This is a genomic window from Rhizobium ruizarguesonis (genome assembly GCF_017357285.1).
Lineage (GTDB): Bacteria > Pseudomonadota > Alphaproteobacteria > Rhizobiales > Rhizobiaceae > Rhizobium > Rhizobium ruizarguesonis.
The window spans coordinates 4351875-4371885 of record NZ_CP071678.1 but is presented as its reverse complement, the minus strand read 5'-3'; the positions used below and the strand labels follow the sequence as shown (position 1 = coordinate 4371885).

At 61.4% G+C, this 20011-nt stretch carries 18 protein-coding genes; 12 read left to right on the top strand and 6 right to left on the bottom strand.

Annotated features, from left to right (window positions below; genetic code table 11):
* Positions 1-29: 29 nt before the first annotated feature.
* The 5 genes from J3P73_RS21440 (at position 30) to J3P73_RS21420 (ending at position 4936) form a co-directional block, all read left to right on the top strand.
* Complete coding sequence (locus J3P73_RS21440; protein ID WP_130692744.1) at positions 30-986, top strand: 2-hydroxyacid dehydrogenase; 957 nt, start codon at positions 30-32, stop codon at positions 984-986.
* 210 nt (positions 987-1196) lie between these two features.
* A complete protein-coding gene (locus tag J3P73_RS21435; RefSeq protein ID WP_207579698.1) occupies positions 1197-2372 on the top strand; it encodes a Toxic anion resistance protein (TelA) in 1176 nt (391 codons plus the stop codon).
* A gap of 22 nt (positions 2373-2394) precedes the next feature.
* Entirely contained in the window at positions 2395-3102 is a 708-nt protein-coding gene (locus J3P73_RS21430; protein WP_018072756.1) for a TerD family protein, read from the top strand.
* A gap of 13 nt (positions 3103-3115) precedes the next feature.
* Complete coding sequence (locus tag J3P73_RS21425) at positions 3116-4153, top strand: hypothetical protein (RefSeq protein ID WP_130692740.1); 1038 nt, start codon at positions 3116-3118, stop codon at positions 4151-4153.
* A 3-nt stretch (positions 4154-4156) separates the two neighbouring features.
* Positions 4157-4936: a VWA domain-containing protein gene (locus J3P73_RS21420; RefSeq protein WP_018072758.1), complete on the top strand. Its 780-nt coding sequence runs from the start codon at positions 4157-4159 to the stop codon at positions 4934-4936.
* Between the two features lie 51 nt (positions 4937-4987).
* On the opposite strand, the gene J3P73_RS21415 is transcribed toward J3P73_RS21420, so the two are convergent.
* Positions 4988-5767 carry a gamma-glutamyl-gamma-aminobutyrate hydrolase family protein gene (locus tag J3P73_RS21415; RefSeq protein ID WP_130665113.1) on the bottom strand — a complete coding sequence of 260 codons (780 nt, stop codon included), beginning with the start codon at positions 5765-5767 and terminating at the stop codon, positions 4988-4990.
* A gap of 293 nt (positions 5768-6060) precedes the next feature.
* Here J3P73_RS21415 and J3P73_RS21410 point away from each other — a divergent pair, with 293 nt between their 5' ends.
* A complete protein-coding gene (locus J3P73_RS21410) occupies positions 6061-7167 on the top strand; it encodes a TRAP transporter substrate-binding protein (RefSeq protein ID WP_018072760.1) in 1107 nt (368 codons plus the stop codon).
* An 84-nt stretch (positions 7168-7251) separates the two neighbouring features.
* Here the strand turns inward: J3P73_RS21410 and J3P73_RS21405 are convergent, their stop codons facing one another.
* Together J3P73_RS21405 and J3P73_RS21400 are read right to left on the bottom strand one after the other, a co-directional pair.
* Positions 7252-8742, bottom strand: coding sequence for a TRAP transporter large permease (locus J3P73_RS21405; protein ID WP_130692738.1), 1491 nt, complete (start codon positions 8740-8742; stop codon positions 7252-7254).
* 21 nt (positions 8743-8763) lie between these two features.
* Complete coding sequence (locus tag J3P73_RS21400; protein ID WP_018497531.1) at positions 8764-9303, bottom strand: TRAP transporter small permease subunit; 540 nt, start codon at positions 9301-9303, stop codon at positions 8764-8766.
* A gap of 328 nt (positions 9304-9631) precedes the next feature.
* Between J3P73_RS21400 and J3P73_RS21395 the strand changes: the two genes are divergently transcribed.
* From J3P73_RS21395 to J3P73_RS21370, 6 genes are all read left to right on the top strand, one after another.
* Positions 9632-11935 carry a putative bifunctional diguanylate cyclase/phosphodiesterase gene (locus J3P73_RS21395; RefSeq protein WP_130675769.1) on the top strand — a complete coding sequence of 768 codons (2304 nt, stop codon included), beginning with the start codon at positions 9632-9634 and terminating at the stop codon, positions 11933-11935.
* Positions 11936-12077: 142 nt separating this feature from the next.
* On the top strand, positions 12078-12830 hold the full coding sequence (locus tag J3P73_RS21390) for an N-acyl amino acid synthase FeeM domain-containing protein (RefSeq protein WP_003542957.1): 753 nt from the start codon (positions 12078-12080) through the stop codon (positions 12828-12830).
* A 235-nt stretch (positions 12831-13065) separates the two neighbouring features.
* Positions 13066-13290 (top strand): aa3-type cytochrome c oxidase subunit IV, encoded by a 225-nt coding sequence (locus tag J3P73_RS21385; RefSeq protein ID WP_003552834.1) that lies wholly within the window; start codon positions 13066-13068, stop codon positions 13288-13290.
* A 155-nt stretch (positions 13291-13445) separates the two neighbouring features.
* Positions 13446-14594: a Re/Si-specific NAD(P)(+) transhydrogenase subunit alpha gene (locus J3P73_RS21380; protein ID WP_024322305.1), complete on the top strand. Its 1149-nt coding sequence runs from the start codon at positions 13446-13448 to the stop codon at positions 14592-14594.
* Positions 14594-14992: a proton-translocating transhydrogenase family protein gene (locus J3P73_RS21375; protein ID WP_130662247.1), complete on the top strand. Its 399-nt coding sequence runs from the start codon at positions 14594-14596 to the stop codon at positions 14990-14992. The genes J3P73_RS21380 and J3P73_RS21375 overlap by 1 nt, the downstream gene beginning before the upstream one ends.
* Positions 14993-14999: 7 nt before the next feature.
* Entirely contained in the window at positions 15000-16394 is a 1395-nt protein-coding gene (locus tag J3P73_RS21370) for an NAD(P)(+) transhydrogenase (Re/Si-specific) subunit beta (protein ID WP_207579697.1), read from the top strand.
* Positions 16395-16481: 87 nt separating this feature from the next.
* On the opposite strand, the gene J3P73_RS21365 is transcribed toward J3P73_RS21370, so the two are convergent.
* From J3P73_RS21365 to J3P73_RS21355, 3 genes are all read right to left on the bottom strand, one after another.
* On the bottom strand, positions 16482-16964 hold the full coding sequence (locus J3P73_RS21365; RefSeq protein ID WP_018072768.1) for a DUF992 domain-containing protein: 483 nt from the start codon (positions 16962-16964) through the stop codon (positions 16482-16484).
* A gap of 61 nt (positions 16965-17025) precedes the next feature.
* Positions 17026-18681 (bottom strand): sensor histidine kinase, encoded by a 1656-nt coding sequence (locus tag J3P73_RS21360; protein WP_018072769.1) that lies wholly within the window; start codon positions 18679-18681, stop codon positions 17026-17028.
* A 449-nt stretch (positions 18682-19130) separates the two neighbouring features.
* Positions 19131-20000: a tetratricopeptide repeat protein gene (locus tag J3P73_RS21355; RefSeq protein WP_018072770.1), complete on the bottom strand. Its 870-nt coding sequence runs from the start codon at positions 19998-20000 to the stop codon at positions 19131-19133.
* Between the last annotated feature and the right edge of the window lie 11 nt (positions 20001-20011).

Sequence of the window (20011 nt, the reverse complement as noted above, 5' to 3'; positions counted from 1 at the left end):
ACCACGACCGCCATCCAAGAGGAAAAGCCATGTCCCGCATCGCCATTCTCGTTCCCGGGAAGATACACGAGCGTGTTCTCGAAAGGCTGAAGGATCGTTTTGAGATTATTGCCGTCGCACGCGAGGAGAAGCTTGCGCTGGACAGCGAGACCGCCGGCCGCATCCGCGGCGTCGCCGTTTCCGGTTCCTTCCCGGGCGCCTGGATGGACCAGCTGCCGCATGCTGAAGTGATCGCCAATTTCGGTGTCGGTTATGACGGCATCGACGTGAAACGCGCCGCAGAAAAAGGCATCGTCGTCACCAATACGCCTGATGTGCTGAACGACGAGGTCGCCGATACGGCGATCGGCCTGCTGCTGAACACGGTTCGCGAACTGCCGCGGGCCGAAGCTTGGTTGCGTGCGGGCAACTGGAAGCCGGGCACGGCCTATCCGCTGTCGCGCTTCTCGCTCAAGGGTCGCCATGTCGGGCTTTATGGCCTTGGCCGCATCGGACTCGAAATCGCCAAGCGGCTGGAGCCGTTCAAGGTGAAGATCAGTTATCACACGCGTTCACGCCATGCCGATGTGTCCTACGATTATCACCCGACGTTGAAGGGGCTGGTGGAAGCGGTGGATACGCTGATCGCCATCGTTCCGAAGACGCCGCAGACGCACAAGACGATCGATGCCGATATTCTGGCAGCACTCGGCCCAAACGGCATTCTCGTCAATGTCGGCCGCGGCTGGACGGTGGACGAGGAGGCGCTGAGTGCCGCGCTTGCTTCCGGCGCGCTCGGTGCTGCCGGTCTGGACGTCTTCTATGAAGAGCCCACGGTGCCGGCCGACCTGTTTGAGCCGACCAATGCCGTGCTGCTGCCGCACGTCGCCTCCGCGTCCGTGCCGACACGCAATGCGATGGCCGATCTCGTCGCCGACAATCTCATCGCCTGGTTCGAGAAGGGTGCGGCGCTGACGCCGGTGCCGGAGACGCCGCAGAAGGCTTAGGTGCGTCGGATAGAACTTGATTCATGCGATATGCTTCAGGTCTTTGATGCCGATACCGGCTCTGTCAATCGACTGTTGTTGTTGGACGATATGTTGCTCGGCACGATCCCTTCGGTTACATTCTCGCCGATTTTTACAACTTATGTTCGCAACCTTCCGTACGGCTTGGAGCCGCGTCGACAGGCTAGCCGAAGAAAAGGAATTGACGGCATGTCGGAGCCAAGTGCGTCGAACACGACGAGCCTCGAGACCGGCCAGGGTCTGATGCCGGCGATTTCGACCGGCAGTCTGCCGGCGGTCGTGACGGTTATTCTTCCGCCTGAGAAAGCCGGCGAGGTCAGCGAGCTTGCAGAGCGGTACCGGCTGGCAACGGCGGAGCCGCATACTTTGATTACCTTCGGCCAGGAGGCCATCGGCGGTTTCGGCGCCAAGCTCGATGCCATCCTTTCGCAGATTACCAATGCGCAGTCGCCGGTGCTGTTCGAATTGTTCCGGACGATCCGGGACGGCATCAACGACGCCGATCTCAAAGGGCTCGAGGCAAGTATCCGGGAAAAGCTGAAGGGCAGTTTCCTGGAGCGCCTGCTGATCGCTGTCGGCCTTGGTGACCCGGCCAAACGCCTGAAGACGGTGACGGACGAGGTTCGCGGCATGCTGCAAAGCAAGGCCAAGTCCCTCGGTGATCTCGTCAAGCCGATGGAGGTGCAGATCGAGGAGGAGAGTGGCAAGCTTATCCTCGAGGTGTCACGCATGAGCACGCTGGCGCAGGGGTATCGCGATACGATCGTGTCTCTCGGCGTCTTCGTCGAGGCCGGTCGACGTATTCTTGCCGATGCCGGCCACGAACTTGACCGGTTGACCAACGAGGCAGCCTCCGGCGATCCGCTCAAGGTGCAGGAAGCCCGTGATTTCTCGCAGAAGCTCGATATCTTCCAGAACCGGGTCCTCGTTCTCGAAACCGCCTATGCCAAGGCGCCGGCCGATCTCGACTCGATCGGTATTGCCCGAGGTGCGGCGCTTTCGACCCTTGCGGATACGGTAACCTCGGCCAATGCAGAATTCAACGACATCAAGTCGATCCTGATCCGGCTGCACGCACTCTTCCAGATGCAGTCGATCCAGCAGATGAATGCCATGCGGCGCGAACTGCGCGCATCGCTTCACCAATATGGATCCGAGGTGCTCGAGGATGTCTCGGTCACTTCAGTCAAGGCTGCCGGGGAGACCCGGCTTGCCGATGCCGATCTCGTGCTTAGCACCGCGCAGCGGCTGCGTAATATCGCCGACAAGGTGGTCGCCGAAGGCGAGCGAAACAAGGAGCGTTATGCCGCCGCCCGCGTCAAGCTCGAGCAAGCGCGCCAAATCGTGACCGATCGCCCGATCTGAGACTTCAGGAGAAATACAGCGCATGGCAACCTTCAAGCTCAACAAGGGTCAGTCATTTCAGATCCAGAAGGAAATCCAGCTCGTCCATTCGGGACTTGTCTGGGATCCGCCCGAAGGTTCAGGCCCGGCCTTCGATCTCGATGTGCATTGTTTTGCGCTGGTCCATCCCGGCGGCGATGCCAACCGTGCGCGGCTCTACAATGAAGGCTCGCATGCGCTGTGTTATGCTTTCGTGCGCAGTTCCGGCAATCCGGAAGGCTCGCTCATCAAGAACGCCGACGGCTCCTTCCAGACGGATGACGGCTCGATGTGGCACGAACGCGATGACCGGACCGGACGTGGCGGCCTGATAAAAAGGTCAGAACCGGACGATGACGGTGACGAAGACGACCATGGCGGCGGTCACCATGACGAGGGTTTCCGCGAGGAGTTCAAGATCGTGCTGGCGAAGCTGCCGGGGGAGGTCTCGGAGCTTGCCGTCTGGGCGACGATCCATGATGCCGAGCGCAAGAGACAGGATTTCGGCAAGGTCAAGAACGCCTATATCGAAGTTTGCGATGCGATGGACGACGAGCTCTGCCGCTATCAGCTTACGGCCGAGTTTGCCGGCAAGACGACGATACAGGTGGCTTCCTTTCTGAAACAGCCGGATGGATCCTGGCGATTCCATGCCGTCGGCGCGGGATCGAACGCCGGACTTGGCGACGTCATTCAAGCCTATTTCGGCTGAGCGGGAGCCTCAATTGACAAGCGGCGAGGCAGATGGACCACCGGAAAAGCAGCCGGGCCGGTTGCCAAAGGTGCTTTTTCCGGAAAGCGCATCGCCTGAGATTGCCGCTCCTTCCCGGCCGCCTGCTGAACCGAGAATCCTGTTTGGTTCGCCGCAAGCCCCGACACTCAAAGGCGACACACCCCGCGTTCTTGCGGCCGGCGAAGTTCGCCGGCGCATTCCCTGCAGCGTGGCGGCGCTTCTGGAGATCGACGCCAACGCTGCGGCATCGCTTGCGTCAATGGCGTTGCGCATCGTTGACGGGACCAATCTCGACGACCATCATTTCGACGACGTCGTGCGCTTCGGCGCCAGCCTCCAGACAGAGCATGGCAGGCTTGCCGAAAGCGAACTCGCCCTTGTCGACAGCGAAGTGTTGGCGCGTGGAAAGCGCCTGAGTGCCGAGCTGCTCCAGCGTCTCGGCGATCTCGACCCTGACCGCGTCTTTGCCGTTCGCGGCGGCGTTCTGAGGGCGATCAAAGCGCTGGCGGCGCCGCGCGATCCTGCCGGCCTGTTTTCGCAGCTTTACCCTGAAGTGCAGGCCTTGGCGAAAGAGCTCGATGCGCTTGCGCCCGAGATTGTCATCATCGCGAAAGGGTTGCGCGCGGTCGGCAAAGGCTATGCGACGCTCGACCGCAATCTGGCGGCCCATATCCTGGCGGGGCGTTTCCTCGTTCATTACGTCAGCGGGCTCCAACTGTCCGATCACGAGCGGCAGGCCCATTACGCCTCGCAAGCCGAAGCGATCGAGACGAGGACTGTCAGTCTCGCGGCCACGAAAGCCACGATCGAGGTGAGCACGCGGACGGTTGCTGCCGTTGCACGACACGTCGATGCATTGGGACACGCTGCAGAAGGCCTGTTGCAGGAGGAGCTGCCGGCGTGGCATGCGGCCTATTCCGCGGCGCTGACGGCGGCGCGAACCGCTCAATCACCAGCGCAGGCCGGCGCCGGAGCGCCGTTGCGCGGCATTCACGCGCGTATTCTAGGAAAACTCAAATCGGAGGGATGACCCATGACGACATTCAAGCTGCACAAGCCCGAGGAAGAAGTTCGCCGCGTCGGCTTCGTCCTTCAGAAACAGGGCATTCACGAGCGCATTCCGGCGCAGGTCGGCCTCAACATCGATGTCTCGGGCTCGATGAGCGACCTTTTCAAATCCGGTGCGGTACAGGCGGCGCTCGAGCGTATTCTTCCCGTCGCTCTCTATTTCGATGATGACGGGCGTATCGATACCTGGGTGTTCTCCAATCAGGAGAAGATGGCATCGCTCGCGCCGGCTACAGCGAAAAATTACGAAGGTTACGTCGAGCGCGAGATCATCAGCAATAATAAGCTGAAAACCGTGCTCTGGGGTGGCACCGATTACGGCCCAGTCATCCGCTCGAACCTGATGACATATGGTTTGATGGAAGAGGAGGCGGCTGGCGGCCTGCTCGGCATGATCTTCGGCATGAGCCGCGATACATTCGGCGAGGAGACACGTTCGGGTGTTCCGGCGATCAACTACTTTCTCACGGATGGCGAGAATGCCGACCGGGATGCGGCCTGGACGTTGCTGCAGAAGGCCGAGCACGCCGAATCGCAGATCTACTACGTCATGGTCGGCGTTGGCGACGAACGCTTCGACTTCCTGCGCAGCGCGGCAGAGCAATTTCCGAATGTCGGCTTCGTCAGCGTCAAGGATCTTGGGGAGTTCGTCGGCAGCGACGATGCCTATGAGAAACTGCTGCCGGCGGAGCTCTGCACCTGGCTCAAGCACGAGCATGATGACGAGGACGACGATCACCATTGATCGACGCGGTTCAACGCCCGGCGGGTCTGGTCGCTCGCCGGCACCGCGCTGTCAGGCAATCGCCTGCGCGGGTCTGATCGGCAGCTTGGCCGCAGCATAGCTGCGGACGGCGTCGCCGAAAGCGGCGAACAGCTGGTTCGAGGACTTGTCGGTTTCAGCCCAATATTCCGGATGCCATTGCACGCCGACGGCGAAAGCCTTGGCGTCGATAACGGAAACGGCCTCCACCGTGCCGTCCTCGGCGATCGCTTCCACCTGCAGGCGCGGGGCGGTCCTGGCGATCGCCTGGCGGTGCAGGGAATTCACGCGGATCTCGCCTGGGCCGAGAATGCCTGCGATGCAGGAACCTTCCTTGACGTGGACGGTCTGGCGAATGGCGTACATGCCGTCCCGGTCGACACCTTCCGGCCGGCGATGGTCCCAGTTGCCGGGCTGCTCCTGGATCTCGCTTGCCAGCGAGCCGCCGAGGGCGACATTCAGCTCCTGGATGCCGCGGCAGATGGCGAGCAGCGGGATGGCGCGGTCGATGGCGCGGCGGATGAGCGGCAGGCTGGTGGCGTCGCGGGCGGGGTCGAAGGGGCCGTCCTTGTCATTCGCCTCGGCACCGTAGAGCAAGGGATGAACATTGCTGGCCGAACCGGAGACAAGCAGACCGTCGACGCGGTCGAGGATCGCGTCGGTATCGTAGCCCTCCTCGAAAGCGGGGATGATGAAGGCCATGACACCGGATGCGTTCAATGCGGCGCGCAGATATTGATGCTGCACGGCATGCCAGGTCGCGCCGTCGAAGCTACGGATATCGGCAGGAATGGCAACGATCGGTTTCGTCATATCAGCCCCGGTGAAAATCTTTATTGTCGTCGTTTCTTCCGCCTGAACGGCCGTCAAGTCAACGCTTGGCTGTATCAGGTGGCCAAATTGCGACGGAAGCGGCGCCCTGCCTTTCCGGTTTGCCGCTAAGCCGCTGATTCTGATGGATACGTGCGCGTTGCCTTATTGCCGTCTTGATGCCAAAGGCTAATAGACTAAAGCTTGAATCGCGGCTTGCGCCATGCTTAGCTTTGCCCTTGCTGCGGGTAGGGGTGAGATTGGCCGCGCAGTGTCATCTATATGGGAGGTTTTTGATGGATCGTCGTTCGTTTTTCAAGAAGGCGGGAACCGCCAGCGCCGGTGCGGTCGCCGCAACGGCATTGGCAGCGCCTGCGATCGCGCAGGAGAATCCGAAGATCGCGTGGCGCTTGACATCGTCGTTTCCGAAGAGCTTGGATACGATCTATGGCGGAGCCGAGGATATCGCCAAGCATGTTGCCGCGGCGACAGATGGCAATTTCACGATCCAGCCCTTTGCGGCCGGTGAAATCGTGCCGGGTTTGCAGGCTGTCGATGCCGTTGCCGCCGGTACGGTCGAGGCAGCCCATACCACCTCCTATTATTTCGTCGGCAAGGACCCGACTTACGCCATCGGAACGGCCATTCCGTTCGGGCTGAACAGCCGCCTGACCAATGCCTGGTACTATGAAGGCAACGGCAATAAGCTGATGAACGAATTTTATGCCACGCAGGGCATGTATGCGCTGCCGGCAGGCAATACCGGTGCGCAGATGGGCGGCTGGTTCCGCAAGGAAATCAACACGCTCGATGACCTCAAGGGCGTCAAGATGCGCATTGCCGGTCTCGCCGGCCGCGTCATGGAGAAGGTCGGCGTCATCCCGCAGCAGATCGCCGGCGGCGACATCTATCCGGCGCTGGAAAAAGGCACGATCGATGCGGCGGAATTCGTCGGCCCCTATGACGACCTGAAGCTCGGCTTCCACAAGGTGGCGAAGTACTACTATTATCCGGGCTGGTGGGAAGGTGGCCCGACGGTGCACGGGTTCTTCAATCTCGAAAAATGGAGCAGCCTGCCCAAGCATTATCAGGCAGCGCTGACCGACGCTTGCGCTTTCGCCAACACCAACATGCTGGCGAAGTACGACACGAAGAACCCGACCGCGCTGAAGCAGCTGGTCGCGGAAGGTGCGACGCTGCGCCCGTTCAGTCAGGAGATCATGGAAGCCTGCTTCCAGGCGGCGACGGGCATCTACAGCGAAATTTCGGGCACGAACCAGTATTTCAAGAAGATCTACGACGACCAGACCGCCTTCAAGCGGGATGCCTATCTCTGGATGCAGCTGTCGGAGTACACCTTCGATACGTTCATGATGATCCAGCAGCGGGCCGGGAAGCTTTAAGGCTTTCCGCCGGCAGACTCGGCGCTTTAGACGAATGCGATACCAGAACCCCGGATTTCCGTCCGGGGTTCTGTTTTTGCTGGACTATTTCGCCGGTGGCGGCGGTGCTCCCGGCAGGCCGTTCAGTGGCGGCAGGGTCAGGCCGGGGATCTGCGGTGAGCCATTGCCACCGCCCAGCGGCGGCAGGCCGAGCTGGCCGCCGAAGCCCGGGACTTCGATCTTGATCGAGTTCGGGTCGACCTTCGGACCGTGATCCAGCCAATAGGTTACCGATTGCGGCCAGAAGATCACGATCGCCACCAGGATCAGCTGCATGCCGACCCAGGGGAGCGCACCCATGTAAATATCCGAGGTCTTGACGTCCTTGCTGGCGATCGAGCGCAGATAGAAGAGCGCGAAGCCGAAGGGCGGATGCATGAAGCTCGTCTGCATGTTGACGCAGATCAGGACGCCGAACCAGATCAGGTCGATGCCGAGACTGGAGGCGACGGGAGCGAGCATCGGGATGACGATGAAGGCGATCTCGAAGAAATCGAGGAAGAAGGCGAGCACGAAGATGAAGATGTTGACGAAGATCAGGAAACCAACCGGGCCGCCGGGAATGCCCGACAGCATGTGCTCGATCCAGCGCGAGCCGTCCATGCCCTGGAAGACCAGGCTGAAACAGGTGGAGCCGATCAGGATCATCACCACCATGGATGTGATGTGCGTGGTCGATGCCATGGCCTCGCGGATCAGCGGCCAGGTGAGGCGGCGATTCATAGCGGCGAGCAGCATGGCGCCGACGACGCCGAGCGCGCCTGCTTCGGTTGGCGTCGCAAGGCCCATGAAGATCGTGCCGAGCACGAGGAAAATCAGCACGATCGAGGGCACCATGCCCATCAGCACCTTCACGAGCAGCGCCCAGTTGAAGTCGCCGCGCACCTCCTTGGGCAGCGGCGGCATCGATTTCGGCCGGACGATCGACAACACCAGGATGAAGAGCACGAAGATCGTCACCTGCAGGATCGAGGGGCCGATCGCGCCGAGATACATGTCACCGACCGACTTGCCGAGCTGATCGGCAAGAACGACGAGCACGAGCGAGGGCGGGATCACCTGAGTGATCGTGCCCGAGGCGGCGATGACGCCGGTGGCAAGGCGCGGATTGTAGCCATAGCGCAGCATGATCGGCAGCGAGATCACCCCCATGGTGATGACGGAAGCGGCCACCGTGCCGGTGATCGCTCCGAGCACGGCACCGACGAGGATGACCGCATAGGCGAGGCCCCCGGGTATGCCACCGAAGAGTTTGCCGGTGCCTTCGAGCAGGTCCTCTGCCAGCCCGCAGCGCTCCAACACCGCGCCCATGAAGGTGAAGAAGGGGATGGCGAGCAGGAGGTCGTTGGAAAGAATACCGAAAAAGCGCAGCGGCAGAGCCTGCAGGAAGACCTCGCCGAAATGGCCGGTGGCGATGCCGACGATGGCGAAAAACAGGCCGACGGCGGCGAGCGAAAAGGCGACCGGAAAGCCGTAGAGCATGAAGATGACCATGCCCAGGAACATGGCCGGAGGAATGATACCGAAATCAAACAAATCCGCTTCTCCCAGCCGGCGTTACTGCAGCGGCTTTTCGTATGTCGTGTCGATGGTGATGTGGCCGGTGAGCGCTGCGATCCGCTTGACCAGTTCCGAGACGCCCTGAAGAGAGAGCAGCGCGAAACCGGCGACAAGGATCAGCTTGACGGGCCAGCGGATCAGCCCGCCGGCATTGCCCGATATTTCCCCCTGATGGTAAGAGAGCGTGAAGAAGGGCCAGCACAGCCAGGTCAGATAGACGCATGCGGGAAGCAGGAAGAGGATGAGGCCGACGATGTCGATCCAGATCTTCGCCCTGTCGGAAACCGAACCGTAAATCAGGTCGACGCGGACATGTTCGTTGTTGCGCAGCGCATGCGAGGCGCCGAGCATGACGACGAAGGCGAAGAGATACCACTGGATCTCAAGCCAGCCGTTCGAACTGTAGTTGAAGGCATAGCGGACGATGGCGTTTCCGGCGCTGATCATACAGCAGAACAGCACCATATATTCGGCAAGTTTGCCCATGAACTGACTGATCGAGTCGATCAGCCGGCTTGCTGCCAGAAGTACCGACATGCGCCTCCCCTTGTTCTTGTCCCGCCGGTTTTCCGGCAGCTTTCCCTCTTGCAATCGATGTAGACCACGGCCTTTGAAATTGGAAGGATAAATGCCTCGCGTTGGAGCATAGTCTTAGACGCGCTGGCCGGGCCGTATGGCCGTCGAATATTTCAACAACCCAGGCGTGGATAAATTATTTCAATAATCTCGCCAGCAGGCTGCATTAACGCGCGTAGGCTGTGCGGTTCACCCTATGGTTTTAGAAAATTTGACCAAATGTTTGATTCCATTGAAATCAATTTTTAAAGGGTTGGGCTTAGAATTCCCGCGCACAGGGAAAGTGTGGATGAAGCCAGATAACCCGAACAGGGTCCCTTTAGATGTGTATCTGTCGTTTGTGAGCTCCCTTTCCGGGAACCGCATGACGCTGCTTGCTGGCGTGATCGTCCATGTCGCGACCTGCCTTGCCGTTGCTGCCAAGACGCAGTCCTTCGTCTACATCCTGCTGGCAGCCGCCTTCCTCCTGGTCTTCTGCATTCGCATGGTCGTCTTCCGGCAATTCGACCGCGTCGACAAGGAGAGCCTGTCGCACGCTGGAATCGAGCGTTGGGAGCGGATCCTGGTTGCCGGTGCGGCCTGCACTACCGCCCTGCTTGGCATCGCCAGCGGCTACGCCATCTTCGTCGTGCATGATTCCTTTGCGGAACTTGCCTGCATTGCCGTCACCATGGCGACCATGGTTTCCGTTGTCGGCCGCAATTACGGTTCGCGCCTGGCGGTCGACCTCCAGACCTTCTCCTGCTGTCTGCCGATGATCGTCTGCAGCCTGTTGGCGCTGGATTTTTATCGTGGCCTGCTGTCGATCTTCCTCATTCCCTTCTGGCTGACGACGCGGGCCATGGCGAACGGCGTCCGCGAGTTCCTCTATGAGAATGTCATCGCGCGCCGGGAAATCACCATCATCGCCGACCGCTTCGATACGGCGCTCAACAACATGCCGCATGGCCTGGTCATGGTCGATGCCGAAAACCGTATCCAGGTCGTCAATCGCAAAGCCTGCGAGCTTCTGAAGATCGGTGCGCCGGAGCGGTTGAAGGACCGCGACCTCGGCGCCGTGCTGCGCTACGGCGCGCGCTACAGCTTCATGGACGCCTCACAGCCGGAGCTCATTCTGCGCCAGCTCACCCAGGTCGCCGAAGGTAACCTGTCGCGCACGCTCATTCATTTCCCCGAGGGCCTGTCGCTCGAATTCTCGGCCAGCCGAAGGGCAGACGGCGGCGCGGTGCTGATCTTCGAGGACGTGTCGAGCCGGGTGAAGGCAGAGCAGAAGATCATGCACATGGTCCGCTTCGATGCGTTGACCGGCCTGCCGAACCGAGAATATTTCGGGCAGCTGGTGCAGGAGTATCTCGCCAAGCATCAGAGGAAGTCCGGGCCGCTCGGCTTCATGGTCCTCGATATCGACGAGTTCAAACATGTCAACGACATGCGCGGCCACGTCACGGGCGACCATCTGCTCTGCGCCATCGCCGCCCGCATCAAGCAGGCCTCCGGCAATGCCATCCTCGGCCGGTTGATGGGAGACCAGTTCATCCTGTTCTTCCCGCATGCCAAGGAGCCGGCTTCGCTCGATATCGAGATCCGCCGCGTGCACGCCGCAATCCAGGGCAATTACGCGGTCGACGAACTGACCTTCCTCGTTTCGCTCAGCGCCGGCTACGCGATCCTCGAAAGTGCCGCGTTTGCGATGGACGAATGGAGCGTCAAGGCTGATCTTGCGCTGTTCGAAAGCAAGTCGCGCTTCAAGGGCGGCATTTCCGGCTTCGAGCGGGAGATGGATGGCCGCTATATCGAGCAGCAGAAGCTGAAGGCGGATCTGCGCGACGCGGTCTCGGCGCAGGCGCTGCATCTCGCCTTCCAGCCGATGTTCCGGGCAGACGGCTCGCGGATCGAATGCGCCGAGGCGTTGGCGCGCTGGGTGCATCCGGAGAAGGGCTCGATCCCGCCCGACGTCTTCATCCGGCTCGCCGAGGATATGGGCATCATCTCCGACATTACCCGCTTCGTCCTGTTCAAGGCGTGCAGCGAATGCATGAACTGGCCGGAGCATATCGCCGTCTCGGTCAACCTCTCGGCGCGGGACCTGCGCGATGCCGATATTGTCTCGGTGGTCGCCGAAGCGCTTGCTCATTCCGGCCTCGACGCGGCGCGGCTACATCTCGAAGTCACCGAAAGCTGCCTGATCGACGAGCCGGCGGCCGTGCGCGCCATCCTGGCGGAGCTCAGGGCCCGCGGCATCACCATCGCTATCGACGATTTCGGTACCGGCTTCTCCAGCCTCAGCTATCTCGACACGCTGCCGCTCGATATCGTCAAGATCGATCGCTCCTTCGTGCGCAACATCGTCGAGGATAACCGCCGCCTCAAGCTGCTGCGCGGCACGGTCCATCTCGCCCGCGAACTGGGCCTGAAGATCGTCATCGAAGGCGTCGAAACCGAGGAGCAGCTCGCGCTGCTCAACAAGCACCGCAGCGCCGATCTTGTTCAGGGCTATGTTTTCTCGCCGCCGGTGCCTTCGCAGAATATCCCGCTGTTGCAGCAGGGCATCGGCCGCCGCGTCGTGCAACGCCGCCGCAACAAGGTCGCCTGAGCGCTCTGCGACGGCCAGTTTTCCCCTGAAGAGCGCGCGCCGCGTTAACCTTAACACTTTAAAAACTACGGAAATTATCGGATTTCCTTGCCTAAATTTCGCTGGCGTATGATTAATGATCCGTTAACGAGCGGATCGAGAAATGTCAGAGACACTGTTCAAGCGTAGTGATTTCAGCACAAAAATTTTGGAAGTTTTGGATCATGTCGAGTATCGCCGCGTCGAAAGCAGCGAAGACATGGAGCAGGTGGAACGGTTGCGCTACAAGGCTTACAAGGCCCATGACGTGCTGGCGCTCGCCCCGAAAGGGCTGCTGGACGACAGCGATTTCGACAGCCACGCCTATATTTTCGGTCTGTATTATTATGGGGAACTGGTCAGTACGATCCGGGTTCATTATGTGACACCCGAACATCGCCTCAGTCAGTCCGGTGGCGCCTTCCCCGAGGCGATGGATGAACTTCTGGATGCCGGGTTGACCTTGATCGATCCGGCACGTTTTGCCGCCGACCCCGAGCTTACCGCCGATCTGCCGTGGGTGCCCTATCTGACGCTGAGGCCCACCATCGTGGCGGCGGCGTATTTCCGTGCGGACCGCGTTCTTCAGTTCGTTCGGCCTCCGCATGCGGCCTTCTACAAGCGGGTCTTCTATGCCGATACAGTTGTGCCGGGCCGGCTGGCGAAGAATTACGGGATCGACATGACGCTGATGGCGACGAATGTGATCGAGGTCGGGCGGAAGCTGTTGACGCGCTATCCCTTCTTCATCTCCAGCGCCAGCGAGCAACGCATGATGTTTTCGCGTAATCCCAACGACACCTTGCCGCCGCTGACCATCATTCCGACGGCGCGTTTCGTGCCGCAAGGCGAACTCGGCACCGACCTGCCGCTATAATTTGTCCTTGTCCCCGAGGGGGAGGTGAAGGGCAGCTGACGTGGCGACGGAGGCAGGCGAATCGGCCGTCCTTCAGGCCACGTTCCGGGCCGCTGACATGGCAGTTGCGGCGTGTGCCTGCGGCATTCTCATGGATTGCGCTTTCGCCTGTCATTGTGTAATCCCTGCACGTAGGGATTTCCCTCGCCTAGAGGGAAATTAGGCAGCGCAGAGGCATTTCAGGGAGACGATATTTATGGCCGAACATCATACCGGACCGGTCGAGACCGGCGCGCCGATGGATTACAAAGAACATGAAAAGACCTACGACATGTTCATCGCCAGCGCGAAATACGGCTCGATGCTTCTCATCGTCCTCCTGCTTGCGATGACCGCCGGTTTCTTCGGCGGCGCCGGTCTTCTCGGCGGCCTCTTCGTCTTCATCATCCTTCTCGCCGCCGGCATCTTCCTGTTCCGCTGATCGCGTAGATTCAGAGGGTCAGAGCGTCCTTTGCGCGTCCGAAAGGACACACGGCGCTCTGAGGGGAGGAGAGCTTCTCCGAAGCTTTGTGAATGAGGTGCTTGGCCCGCGCAGGTGAGCCTGCGGCGGTCCGGCTGACCCGGAGGAGGGGGCAGTTGGGCAATATCGTTTTCGTTGCAAGGGAAATTGCGGGCGAGGAGACACGTGTCGCTGCCTCCGCCGAGACCGTGAAGAAGATGAAGAATTTCGGCTTCGACGTCGTCGTCGAAGCCGGTGCCGGTGCGGCTTCGCGCATTCCAGACGGGGAGTTCGAGGCCGCGGGCGCCAGGATCGGCAGTTTTGCGGATGCAGCCTCCGCGGATGTGGTGTTGAAGGTGCGCCGGCCCAGCGGATCGGAAATCTCCGGCTATAAAAGCGGCGCCGTGATCATCGCCATTATGGATCCCTACGGCAATGACGAAGCGATTGCGGCTTTGGCAAGTGCCGGGCTTTCGGCTTTCGCGATGGAACTGATGCCGCGCATTACCCGCGCCCAGTCTATGGATGTGCTGTCGTCCCAGGCCAATCTCGCCGGTTACCAAGCCGTCATCGAGGCGGCCGCGGTTTATGACCGCGCCATGCCGATGATGATGACGGCGGCCGGCACCGTGCCGGCCGCCAAGGTCTTCGTCATGGGCGCCGGCGTCGCGGGTCTTCAGGCGATCGCGACCGCGCGCCGCCTCGGCGCGGCGGTCTCGGCCACCGATGTTCGCCCCGCCGCCAAGGAGCAGGTCGCCTCACTCGGCGCCAAGTTCATCGCCGTCGAAGACGACGAGTTCAAGGCGGCGGAAACGGCCGGCGGCTATGCCAAGGAAATGTCCGCCGACTATCAGGCGAAACAGGCGGCTCTGATTGCCGAACACATCGCCAAGCAGGATATTGTCATCACCACCGCGCTGATCCCCGGTCGTGCGGCACCGCGGCTCGTTTCGCGCGCCATGCTCGCCTCGATGAAATCAGGTGCGGTCGCCATCGACCTCGCGGTCGAGCGCGGCGGCAATATCGAGGGCGTCGTCCCCGGCGAGATCGCCGATGTCGAAGGCGTCAGGGTGATCGGTTTCGCCAACATGCCGGGCCGGGTTGCTGCCAGCGCCTCGGCGCTCTACGCCAAGAACCTCGTGACCTTCCTCGAGACAATGGTCAACAAGGAAACCCGGAGCGTCGTCGTCAATCTTGACGACGAGCTCGTCAAGGCGACGATGCTGACCTATGCCGGCGACGTGGTTCATCCCGCCTTCGGCGGCGCGAAGAAGGGAGACATCTGATGGCCAGTGAAGCAATGGACAGGGCGCTGGAGCAGCTCGACCAGGCGGTGACCGCCGTCATCACGGCGGCGGCCCAGGCGCCGGAAGCGGCAAGCGCTGCGACCGGCGGGGCGATCGATCCTTTCGTCTTCCAGCTCGCCATCTTCGTATTGTCGATCTTCGTCGGCTATTACGTCGTGTGGTCGGTGACGCCGGCACTGCATACGCCGCTGATGGCCGTCACCAATGCGATCTCCTCCGTCATCGTCGTCGGCGCGCTTCTGGCGGTGGGCATCTCGACCAGCGGGCTTGCGACCGGTTTCGGATTCGTCGCCCTCGTGCTCGTCTCGGTGAACATCGTCGGCGGTTTCCTCGTCACGCAGCGGATGCTTTCGATGTACCGCAAGAAGGACCGGTGAGGGACCGATGACCAATATCGCAGCCTTCCTCTACCTTGTCTCTGGGGTGCTCTTCATCCTGGCGCTGCGCGGCCTGTCGCATCCGGCCACCAGCCGCAAGGGCAACCTCTACGGCATGATCGGCATGGGGATTGCGATCCTGACGACGCTGGTGCTGGCCACACCGAATTTCGGCGGCTTCGTGCTGATCGTCCTTGGCCTTGCCATCGGCGGCAGCGTCGGCGCCTATGTCGCCCGCACCATCCCCATGACTTCGATGCCGCAGCTCGTCGCCGGGTTCCATTCGCTGGTCGGCCTTGCCGCCGTGTTGGTCGCGGCTTCCGCGCTCTATACGCCTGCTTCCTTCGGCATCGGCGAGATCGGCCAGATCCACACCGAGGCGCGCATCGAGATGGCGCTCGGCGTGGCGATCGGAGCGCTGACCTTCACCGGTTCGATCATCGCCTTCCTGAAGCTCGACGGACGCATGTCCGGCAAGCCGATCCTGCTGCCTTACCGGCATGTGATCAATGCGAGCCTGCTGGTGCTGATCGTGCTCTTCATCATCGGGCTTGCCGCCACCGAAAGCCATTTCGACTTCTGGGCCGTCGTGGCCTTGTCGCTGGCGCTCGGCGTTCTGCTGATCGTGCCGATCGGCGGGGCCGATATGCCCGTCGTCGTCTCGATGCTGAACTCCGATTCAGGCTGGGCCGCGGCCGGCATCGGCTTCACGCTCGGCAATCTGGCGCTGATCATCACCGGCGCGCTCGTCGGTTCCTCCGGCGCGATCCTCTCCTACATCATGTGCAAGGGCATGAACCGTTCCTTCGTCTCCGTCATCCTCGGCGGTTTCGGCGGCGAGACGGCGTCCGGCGGACCCGACACATCAGACAAGACCGTCAAGCTCGGCTCGGCCGAGGATGCGGCTTATCTGATGGCCAACGCATCGAAGGTCATCATCGTGCCGGGATACGGCATGGCCGTCGCCCAGGCCCAGCATGCGCTGCGCGAACTTGCCGACAATCTGAAGAAGAACGGCGTTGAGGTGAAATATGCGATCCACCCGGTCGCAGGCCGGATGCCCGGCCACATGAACGTGTTGCTCGCCGAAGCGAATGTTCCCTATGACGAGGTTTTCGAGCTCGAGGATATCAACTCGGAATTCGCCCAGGCCGACGTCGCCTATGTCATCGGCGCCAATGACGTCACCAATCCGGCGGCGCGCGACGACAAGACTTCGCCGATCTACGGCATGCCGATCCTCGACGTCGACCGGGCAAAGACCTGCCTCTTTGTCAAACGCTCGCTCGGTTCAGGTTATGCCGGCATCGACAATACGCTGTTCTACAAGGATGGTACGATGATGCTGCTCGGCGATGCGAAGAAGATGACCGAGGATATCAACAAGGCGATCGCGCACTGATCGACGCAGATACAGCCGCCCTTCGGGCGGCTGCTTCGTTCACGCGGCAGGCCACTGCTGTCTGCCTTGGCTGGGCGGCCGCTTTCGTCAGGTTTCGCCCGGCACGAGTGTCATCTTTTCGACGCCGATCGCCAGGTTCAGGCCTTCCTGAGCCTGGACGTTCAACGGCTGCAGCATGAAGGCCTTGTCGGTGCCGCCGGCGATGACCTTGGCGCCGGCGCCTGCACCGATGCTCGCATCGGCGCCGATCCCGTAATATTCGCCGGCAAGGGCGAATTGCGGGATATCCGTGCCTGTCTTTGCCAGCACCTGCCAGATCATGACGCTCTTGCCGGTCTGGCCGATATCGAGGCCGAATTTCTCGATTTTGCCGGCATAGACTGCCTTTGCGCCGCCAGCCGCCGGCGTATAGGTGCAGATAAGGTTCTTCTGCGAGGTGACGATCAGACCCTGACCGCCATCCGATCCGCAGACCAGACGGCCAAGCGTGACATAGTTTTCCGCGCCCGCCGGGCTCGCCCAGGCAGTGGCCGTCAGCGCCGCGGCTGCGATCATCGTTTGCTTGAACATGGTCTTTCTCCTTTGGAACGACCTGTCCGAAACGGGTGGAGGTAGCGATTGTTCCCGGGGCTTAGTCCCGCTCCAGCGTCGCGCGCTGCGCCGTCAGCACCCATAACAGGCCTTCGGGCCGGAAATCGATCTCGACCGTGCCGCGGAAGGCGGAGGCGGCATGGGCTTTGATAACGGTCGTGCCGAAGCCCGAGCGCGATGGCTGCTCGGTGACCGGTGGGCCGCCGCGCTCTTCCCAGGTGAAGCGAAGCAGGGCATCCGGCTTGTCTTCTTCGCTGACGTCGCGCCACTCGAAGCGGACACGGCCTTGCGGTACGGAAAGCGCACCGTATTTCACCGAATTGGTGGCGAGTTCATGCAAGGCGAGGCCGAGATTCTGCACGGCATCCGGCTTCAGCACGAAGTCTTTGCCGCTGATGTTGATCTGCTCGCGCGATTGCGGGAAGGCCTGCAGATGGATGTCGACGACCCGCCGCAGCGACACGCCTCCCCATTGCTCGCTGGTCAGCAGCTCGATCGAACGCACCAACCCCTCGAGGCGGTCGGAGACGGCGGCGCGGAAGGACTCGACGCTGTCGGACTGCTTGGCGAGCTGGCGCATCATTGCCTGGGCAAGCGTCAGGAGATTCTTGGTGCGGTGGACGAGCTCGTGCATGACGAAACGCAGCCGGTCCTCGGTCTGGCTACGATCGAAAGAGGCATTCGAAAGGGCAATCGCCACCTGGTTCGCCTCGATGACGCTGGTTTCGACCGGTGAGACGATATGGCCTTCGCCCATGCGGTTCGCCATGTCGGCGATATCGCGGATGGTGGTGCGCACCTGCCGTGCGACGGCATAGGCGGCCAGCACGGCGACGAGCACCAGTGCCACGCCGCCGATGATGAGGAAACGCCAGGTGCTGAGGATCGAAGCCTGGGCGATCGGTCCCCAGATCACCGTCTTCCACGACCAACCGGGAATTTGGGCATAACCGAGGAGCATGTGCGGCAGGATCTTCTCGTCTTGGAAGACGCCGCGGGACACGGTGAGCGCCGGTAGAATGCGTGGGTCGAAGGGCGTGCCGGGTTCGAGATTGGCAGGGCCGGTCGCTGCAACGACGTGGCCGCTCTCATCGATGACGGCGGCCGACCAGCCGGGCGCAAGGCCTTCGGTGGTCACGAGCTTGCCCAGATCCTTGGCATCCTGCGTGATGATGAGGGCCGCGACCGGATCATTCTTCCGTGGCAGGGTGACGTTATAGACCCATTCGCCGCTGGTCCGGCCGCGAAAGACGTCTGATGCCTCGATGCGACCGGAAGCCATGACCGCTTCGAGGGATGTCATGTTCGCCGTTTTGCCGAGCGGCGTGCCGAACGCCCGGCGCGTGTTCAGCAGCTGCTGGCCGGTGCGGTCGACGGCAATGACGAAAAGAGTGTTGTCTCTAAGGGCCGTTTCCGTGCGCTCGTGGAAGGAGGCGAGATTGCCGTTTTCAAGCTCGGGCGAACTCGAAAGCAGCCGCAGGGTCGTCGCCATGTCCTGAAGCTGGCGGTCGATGATGCGTGAAAGGGCAAGCGCATCCTGGGCCGTCTCGCGCTTCAGCGTCGAACGCTGGTTGTCCTCCAGCTGCAGCAGAAGCAGCGCCACGAAGGCGAAGATCGGCAATGCGATCGCCACCGCCATGGCGACGAGGTAGGTTCCGATCGAGGCTTTCGGAAAGAACAGCGCGACGATCTTCATCTGTCGCAATTCAAAATGTTGCAATGTCCTTTGCGCGTCTGAAAAGACGCGCGGCGCTGTAATGCGCGTGGCCCGCAACGTTTTTCGTTTGCGGCCAGGACAGCAAAGATCCACATCTCTCGCAAACCGCCCCCAACACGTGTTCAAACGTCCGATAGCGGGCTATCGAAGCAGGTCCATGTTAGGGGGAGCAAGAGCAGGTTGCAACATACTATGACAGGCCATCGACGACGACGGACGCTTTTTCGGCGTCGCGTCTTAATGGCGATGCGGCCGCCCTTGCGCCACGTCGCTTCCACCGCCTGGCGTGGCACGATATCACCTCCATGATATCCAGAGCCGGAAGATTCGTTCGAATCATCAGGGCCTTTGCCGGTGTCCGATGGGTGGTGCGACCGGCAAGTGGTGGTTGCGGGTCGCCCGATGCTCCGGGCCGCCCAATTATGTCTTTAGCCGGCTGGGGCCACGCCGACGCGGGCAAGGCCGTCGCGAGCCGGCTGGTATTTGGGGTCGAGGCCGATCGCGTGGCGATAGGAGCGGGCGGCCTTTGCCTTGTCGCCGCGGCGTTCGTAGACGAGCGCCTGGTTGGCCCAGGATTCGGCAATGTTGCCGTTGAGCTCGATCGCATGGTTGAAATCGGCAAAGGCGTTGTCGTCGTCGTTCAACGCGATATAGGAAATGCCGCGGCCATTATAGGGCTCGGGCGAATTCGGCGCGAGTGAGATCGCTTTCGAGAAATCGTCGATCGCCTTATCCTGCTGATTACGCTTCTGATAGATCAGGCCACGATTGTGATAGGCGCGGCCATCGGTGGTGCCGAGCTGGATCGCCTTGTCGAAATCGTTGAAGGCCTGGTCGTCCTGGCCGGCCATGCGATAGACATTGCCGCGGCCGATATAGGCGACGTCGTAGCTCGGATTGATCTGCAGAGCGGCATTGTAGTCGGCAATCGCCTGGGCTTGCTGGCCCATATTGCGATAGACGAGGGCGCGGTTGGCGTAAGCCTGGAAAAACCGCGGATTGATCTGCAGCGCCGTGTTGAAATCGTTCAGCGCCGGGCGGAACTGGCCGGCGCGGCCATAGGCGGAACCACGGACGTTGTAACCTTCCGGATCCCGCGGATTGGCGTTGATAACCGCCGTCAGCGAAGCGATATTTTCTTCCGAGCCCTGCGCCTTATCGATGCGGATCACGGCATCCGAGGTATTGGTCGTGTCGCAGCCGGCGAGGCCGAACATTGCCGCCAGCGCCAAAGCGGTCAGGAACGCCGTTTTCTGCAAGCGCAAAGCGCGGGACGGATTGAAGGTGTTGACAGCCATTCGGGCTCGCT

Bases quoted from the DNA above. Each gene is read 5' to 3' on its own strand.
- J3P73_RS21440 (WP_130692744.1), top strand. From the start codon at position 30: ATGTCCCGCATCGCCATTCTCGTTCCCGGGAAGATACACGAGCGTGTT.
- J3P73_RS21435 (WP_207579698.1), top strand. From the start codon at position 1,197: ATGTCGGAGCCAAGTGCGTCGAACACGACGAGCCTCGAGACCGGCCAG.
- J3P73_RS21430 (WP_018072756.1), top strand. From the start codon at position 2,395: ATGGCAACCTTCAAGCTCAACAAGGGTCAGTCATTTCAGATCCAGAAG.
- J3P73_RS21420 (WP_018072758.1), top strand. From the start codon at position 4,157: ATGACGACATTCAAGCTGCACAAGCCCGAGGAAGAAGTTCGCCGCGTC.
- J3P73_RS21415 (WP_130665113.1), bottom strand. From the start codon at position 5,767: ATGACGAAACCGATCGTTGCCATTCCTGCCGATATCCGTAGCTTCGAC.
- J3P73_RS21410 (WP_018072760.1), top strand. From the start codon at position 6,061: ATGGATCGTCGTTCGTTTTTCAAGAAGGCGGGAACCGCCAGCGCCGGT.
- J3P73_RS21400 (WP_018497531.1), bottom strand. From the start codon at position 9,303: ATGTCGGTACTTCTGGCAGCAAGCCGGCTGATCGACTCGATCAGTCAG.
- J3P73_RS21395 (WP_130675769.1), top strand. From the start codon at position 9,632: ATGAAGCCAGATAACCCGAACAGGGTCCCTTTAGATGTGTATCTGTCG.
- J3P73_RS21390 (WP_003542957.1), top strand. From the start codon at position 12,078: ATGTCAGAGACACTGTTCAAGCGTAGTGATTTCAGCACAAAAATTTTG.
- J3P73_RS21385 (WP_003552834.1), top strand. From the start codon at position 13,066: ATGGCCGAACATCATACCGGACCGGTCGAGACCGGCGCGCCGATGGAT.
- J3P73_RS21375 (WP_130662247.1), top strand. From the start codon at position 14,594: ATGGCCAGTGAAGCAATGGACAGGGCGCTGGAGCAGCTCGACCAGGCG.
- J3P73_RS21370 (WP_207579697.1), top strand. From the start codon at position 15,000: ATGACCAATATCGCAGCCTTCCTCTACCTTGTCTCTGGGGTGCTCTTC.
- J3P73_RS21365 (WP_018072768.1), bottom strand. From the start codon at position 16,964: ATGTTCAAGCAAACGATGATCGCAGCCGCGGCGCTGACGGCCACTGCC.
- J3P73_RS21360 (WP_018072769.1), bottom strand. From the start codon at position 18,681: ATGAAGATCGTCGCGCTGTTCTTTCCGAAAGCCTCGATCGGAACCTAC.
- J3P73_RS21355 (WP_018072770.1), bottom strand. From the start codon at position 20,000: ATGGCTGTCAACACCTTCAATCCGTCCCGCGCTTTGCGCTTGCAGAAA.